The 353-nt window shown below is 60.3% G+C and carries 1 pseudogene; it reads left to right on the plus strand.

From position 1 onward, the window contains the following. Positions 1 to 353 (plus strand): annotated as a pseudogene (locus AC0L3U_RS38715) (hypothetical protein); the annotation flags it as partial.

A 353-nucleotide genomic window follows, 5' to 3' on the forward strand; every position in this document is an offset into this window, starting at 1 on the left:
TACATCGGTTTCTTCGCCTCCAACATCGTGCTGGCCGGCAAGTCCCTGCATGGCGTGGTCGATGCGGTACCGGTGCCGGTCGGAATCGTGGTCGGTGCCATCGGTTCCGGCATCATCGGCATCATCGGCTATCGCTTCATCCATGTGCTCAACCGCATCGGTACCTGGGTACTTGGCGCCGGCATCGTACTGGGCTTCGGCTACATCTTCACTCATGTGCAGACCACTGACTTCCTCACCCGCGGCAGCTTCAATATTTCCGGTTGGCTGGCCACCGTTTCCCTGGCTGCGCTGTGGCAGATCGCCTTTGCGCCGTACGTCTCGGATTATTCGCGCTACCTGCCGGCCGATGT

The sequence above is a fragment of the Bradyrhizobium sp. Kon69 genome (assembly GCF_055807515.1).